The organism is Glutamicibacter sp. AGC84 (genome assembly GCF_053543575.1).
The window spans coordinates 203838-209107 of sequence record NZ_JBLVOC010000005.1; the positions used below are offsets into that span (position 1 = coordinate 203838).

Sequence of the window (5270 nt, forward strand, 5' to 3'; positions counted from 1 at the left end):
ATTCCAACCCACGCCCTTGGTGTATCTCCAGGCCTAGCCGAAGAGCACGGCGGCCTCTTCGTAGCGTTCCATGGGGACACGCTTGAGGTTGTTCAGTGCGGCACGCAGCGGTACGCGCAGCACCTTGGTGCCGTGCAACGCCACCATGGTGCCCCACGCCTCGGCATGGATGGAATCCACCGCAGCCATTCCCAAACGGGTGGCCAGGACACGGTCAAAAGCGGTGGGGACGCCGCCGCGCTGAATATGTCCCAGCACGGTTGCACGCGTTTCGATGCCGGTACGTTCCTCAATGACCGGGGCGAGCATCTCCCCGATGCCGCCAAGGCGGGCGCGTCCGAAGGAATCGAGACCACGTACCGAGAACGCTTCTTCCATGCCTTCTGGCACAAAGCCTTCGGCCACAACCACCAACGGGGCGCGTCCGCGCTCATGGGCTTCGTTCACCCACTGGCAGATCTGCTCCATGGTGGTGGAAACCTCCGGGATGAGCACCGCGTGCGCACCGGATGCCATCCCCGCGTGCAGTGCAATCCAGCCTACGTGGCGGCCCATTACCTCGGCCACCATGCAGCGGTGGTGGGAATCGCCGGTGGTGCGCAGGCGGTCAATGGCTTCGACCGCAATCTGGTTAGCGGTATCGAAACCGAAGGTGTAATCCGTGGCGTCCAAGTCATTATCGATGGTCTTGGGAACGCCAACGATAGGAAGGCCGGCTTCGCATAGGCGCTGGGCGCCAGCTAAGGTGCCTTCCCCGCCGATGGCAATCAGCGCATCGATGCTATTGGATTTGAGAACCTTGGAAATGTTCTCCGCGCCACCAAGTTCCCCTTCAAACGCATTGGTGCGTGAGGTGCCCAAAATGGTGCCGCCTTGCTTGGCGATGCCACGCACAGCGGTTCGCGGAAGGTCGAAGAAGTCGCCTTCCTTGACGCCGCGCCAGCCGTCGCGGAAACCGACGAATTCGTCGTCGTAGCTTTTGATGCCATTCAGTACCGCACCGCGGATGACGGCGTTCAGACCGGGGCAGTCGCCGCCTGAGGTCATGATTCCAATGCGCATTGGCCCTCGCTTAGTAATGGGAAAGCCTTGTGCGACAGCTGGAGCGTGCAGGCCCCGTGACAACGCTGTAACAGCAAAGAGTTCCATTCGGATTTCAGTCAATATCCGCGCGCCATTGAGCATCTACTCTGCGTGCCATTGTACGTGCTTAAAGCCACTAGGGCGAGTCTCATGTCACGGAAGTGCACGAGCCTCGCCCTAGCCGGATAGCGATGCCAAGCATCGTTCCCGAGCAGGCCAGCCGGGAACGGTATTTAGAATTTGCGAAGCCAGTTCTGCAAGATGATGGTGTTGTCCTGGGCTGGGATCAGGATCCACGCCAGGATATATGCGGCAACACCCATTACCGGAAGCAAGAACGAAAGCAGTAGGGCGATACGCACCAAGGTGACATCCCACCCGAACTTGTCGGCGATGCCCCCGGCGACGCCACCGGCCAATCGGCCTGGCCCGCGACGAAGCGGCATGGAACGAAGCGAGTTGAAGAATGCGTCCATCAGAGAACTCCTAATTGTTGGAAAAGCTTGGAGGCTTAGAGATTGGGGTCGGTGGGAACCGGTGGTTCGGCTTCGGATTTGCGGGCCTTGCCGGCCGATGCCAATCCGGAGAAGATCATGGCTACGCCGGCCAAGGCGACGATAGCGATGAAGAACAGCGGCATGTCAAAGCTCCACTGCAAGACCAGACGGCTGAGCGATGCCAGGGCGACAACGATCAGAATCAGGCCGAAGACCAAGGTTCCGGTAGGGAATTTCCTAGCGGGAGTAGAAGAAGTATTCATGGGGCTCAGTCCTTAGAAATCCGTGTTGCTGGGGTTCAGGATGCTGGGATCATCTACGGTCGTGGAGAACGAGGAAAAAACTCCGTCTACTTCAATGGTCAGCATTGGTGCATTTCCCGGCAAGGACCGCCGGTCCTGCGGCAGTTCCATATCCATTCCGGAAAGGAATGCGCCGTCGGTCTCGATCTTCACCGGAACATTCTCCGGCAGCAGCAGATCCATTCTGGAGAAGACCGAATCGATCTCCACCGTGGTGGGTTTGGTGATACTGCCCAGATGGGTCAGGTCAACCGTTGAGCTGCTGAAAACAGCGCTGTATTGGCTGTCGCTGCCGGTAGCCGATCGAACGAACCCGCGGGCAGATTCCTCGAAAGACGTAGCAGAGAAGATCACCGTCAGGACCAGCAATGGAATGGCCAAACCCAACAGGTCTCCACTGGTTCGCCCGGAGAGGGCCGCTAGGACAATGGTGATGCCAACAAGCAACAGGCCGCAAGCCAAGGCCACGGTCCAGCCCGAACCAGGCAAGGCCACGATATCCAGGTAGTCGGCCAGCATGACCACGGCGACCACCAGCACGGTAACGCCGAAGACGGTGGTGCCAAGCCAACCCGGAATCGGGCGGCTGATCGGCTTGCGATTCGCCTTGGCACTGTAGGCCTTCGTGTATGCGGGATCCGGCGAATAGCTATTTTCGTACTGGCCCGCTGGGCCAGAATCACCTGAATTCATGGGGTGCTCCTTCATCGGCGCATCCGGGTAGTTCGTCCCGAACCCGCTAGCTACGCTCGCATTGAAACTCTGGGTGCCGCCCTCACGCCAAGGATGCTCCAACGCAGTGCTCTTCTCGGCAGCCCTTGGCGAGGCAGCAGAGCTGTCACCGGTCGCTGCCGGATTGCGGGCTTGGTCCGGACGCGCAAACCGGGTGTTCTTCCTGCTGAAGATAATGAATGCGATAGCCGCAACAATAGCCAGGGGCCACAGGACCGGTGCCAGCGAATCCAAGAACCAGGGAGCAGGGAAGATGCCCAGCGCAAAGATGATCACCGCGCCAGTCATGCCGCTGGTCCAGTTCCGGTTCACGGCACTTTCCAGATGCATTTTGCCTCCCGCATCAGGAAGCAACGCCCAAGCCAGTCCATAGAGCACCATGCCCAAGCCGCCTAGGACACCGAGCACCACGAAGATGCCGCGGATCAGCACTACATCGACCTTGAAATAATCGGCGACACCAGTTGCAACGCCACCGAGCCACTGCGAGTCCTGGCGAGTGATCGGTGATTTGCGCAGCTGGTCGTAAAAGCCGCGACGACGTTGAGAGCCTTCGTTGTTCATAGTCCAATGTTCTCGTGTGGCAGGGGTCCCGCGCTATGAGGGGATACCCTGAACTTCCCCTAGGGGTGCCCCTAGATCCGGTGATCAACCGGGAAGAAACGACCAGAACGTGCTTGACTTAGAACTATGGAAAGTCCTGAACGGCGTTTGATGGTGCGCAGCGAGAACCGGCTAATCGCCGGCGTCTGCGGCGGCCTCGCGGAGCACTTGGGCATCCCGCTGGGGTACGTGCGTATTGGGTTCCTGGGATTGTCCGCACTGGGCGGCATCGGCATTCTGCTCTACGCGTGGCTTTGGGTATTCGTCCCGAGCGCCGAAGAGGCGCACGCTGACGAGCTTCGCTCCTGGGGCACCAGATCACGCAGCCTTGCTGAAGAAATGAACCGGGTGCAGCAAGGCATCTTCCGTCCACGCGAAGGTTGGGAAAGGAACTCCACCTGGCGTGACACGCTGATCGGTGCGGGCCTGCTGGCGCTCGCCGTCTTGGCTTATGGACAGTGGACCGGCTGGAATATCCGCTGGGATCTGATCTGGCCTACCTTGGGCGTGATTGCCGGTATTGTGCTGGCTTGGATCCAGTTCGATGAAGGTATCACCGAGCACAAGAAGCGCCCGTCATTGCCTTTCTTGCTGCGCCTGGCTTTTGGCCTGGTCCTGGTCATCGGCGGTCTGCTGGCCCTGCTGGGCAATACTGTCGGAGCCGCAGACCTGCTCGGCGGCTTGTGGGCGGCATTGGCGATCATTGTCGGCGCAGTCGTGGTGTTGCTTCCCTGGGGCACTCGGCTTTGGCGCGATTTCATCGCTGAACGGAGCTCGCGCCAGGCGGCGGCCCAACGTGCAGAGTTCGCGGCCCACCTGCACGACTCGGTCTTGCAGACCTTGGCAGTGATTCAAAAACGCAGTGAAGACCCAGCGGCGGTGAGAACCTTGGCACGCGTCCAAGAGCGTGAACTGCGCCAATGGCTGTACGGCAACCATGACCTTGATGATGAAGATGTAATCGTTGAGATCCAGCACGAGGCAAGCCACATCGAACAGCTGCTACTGCGTGATGTAGAAGTCATATCCGTAGGCAATGCTCAGGGCTTTGCCGGGCAGCAGGCACTGGTGGCCGCTAGCCGCGAGGCGATGATGAACGCAGCGAAGCATGCCGAGGGCAAGATTTCGGTATTCATCGAATGCTCGGCCGAACAAGTAGAAGTGTATGTGCGTGACCGCGGCACCGGTTTCGAAGTAGATGGAATACCGGCGGACCGGCACGGCGTCAGGGAATCAATCATTGGTCGCATGGAACGCGCAGGCGGCATGGCGCATATCCGGAGCGGTGAATCCGGAACTGAGGTGCAGCTGAGCATGCCACTGAACATGGAGGAAGAATAGAAACATGAACGCTGAGAACACCACCGAGAACTACCGTGTAGTGCTGGTGGATGACCACGCCATCTTCCGTTCCGGTTTACGTGCCGATTTGGCCCAGGACATCCAGATTGTCGGGGAAGCTGGCACCGTGGAAGGAGCCATCGAGGTGATCACCGAACAGCAACCGGATGTGGTGCTCCTGGATGTGCACCTGCCCGGTGGCCGCGGCGGGGGCGGGGCCGAAGTGCTCAAGGGGTGCACCGGGCTGCTGGGATCCACGCGTTTCCTGGCATTGAGCGTTTCCGACGCAGCACAGGACGTAGTGACGGTCATCCGTTCCGGTGCTCGCGGGTATGTCACCAAGAGCATTTCCGGGGCCGAAATTTCCGATGCAGTACGTCGCGTGGCCGGGGGAGATGCCGTGTTCTCTCCACGCTTGGCCGGGTTCGTCCTGGACGCCTTTGGCAGCAGCGGTCCGGTGGCAGAAATCGATGAGGAGCTGGATTTGCTCTCTGACCGCGAATTGCAAGTCATGCGTTTGATTGCCCGGGGATATAGCTATAAGGAAGTAGCCAAGGAACTGTTCATCTCGGTAAAGACCGTGGAATCGCATGTGTCCAATGTGCTGCGCAAGCTCCAGCTATCCAACCGCCACGAACTTACCCGTTGGGCTGTGGACCGCAAGATCCTCTAAACGGCACTGCGGCAAAAGCACAGAAGCGGGGCAGTCCAT

6 protein-coding genes are annotated in these 5270 nt (G+C 59.6%); 2 read left to right on the plus strand and 4 right to left on the minus strand.

Annotated features, from left to right (window positions below):
- Positions 1–33 precede the first annotated feature (33 nt).
- The 4 genes from ACNPN0_RS02755 to ACNPN0_RS02770 all read right to left on the minus strand — a co-directional run bounded on the left by ACNPN0_RS02755 (position 34) and on the right by ACNPN0_RS02770 (position 3178).
- Positions 34–1062, minus strand: a complete 1029-nt coding sequence (locus ACNPN0_RS02755; RefSeq protein ID WP_105656872.1) for a 6-phosphofructokinase — start codon at positions 1060–1062, stop codon at positions 34–36.
- A gap of 254 nt (positions 1063–1316) precedes the next feature.
- Positions 1317–1559 carry a PspC domain-containing protein gene (locus ACNPN0_RS02760; RefSeq protein ID WP_105656871.1) on the minus strand — a complete coding sequence of 81 codons (243 nt, stop codon included), beginning with the start codon at positions 1557–1559 and terminating at the stop codon, positions 1317–1319.
- Between the two features lie 35 nt (positions 1560–1594).
- Positions 1595–1843, minus strand: a complete 249-nt coding sequence (locus ACNPN0_RS02765) for a hypothetical protein (protein WP_133833616.1) — start codon at positions 1841–1843, stop codon at positions 1595–1597.
- Between the two features lie 12 nt (positions 1844–1855).
- Positions 1856–3178, minus strand: coding sequence for a PspC domain-containing protein (locus ACNPN0_RS02770; protein ID WP_448937639.1), 1323 nt, complete (start codon positions 3176–3178; stop codon positions 1856–1858).
- Between the two features lie 126 nt (positions 3179–3304).
- On the opposite strand from ACNPN0_RS02770, the gene ACNPN0_RS02775 reads away from it, so the two are divergent.
- Positions 3305–4558 carry an ATP-binding protein gene (locus tag ACNPN0_RS02775; RefSeq protein WP_332487095.1) on the plus strand — a complete coding sequence of 418 codons (1254 nt, stop codon included), beginning with the start codon at positions 3305–3307 and terminating at the stop codon, positions 4556–4558.
- 4 nt (positions 4559–4562) lie between these two features.
- Positions 4563–5231, plus strand: a complete 669-nt coding sequence (locus tag ACNPN0_RS02780) for a LuxR C-terminal-related transcriptional regulator (RefSeq protein ID WP_105656867.1) — start codon at positions 4563–4565, stop codon at positions 5229–5231.
- Positions 5232–5270 lie beyond the last annotated feature (39 nt).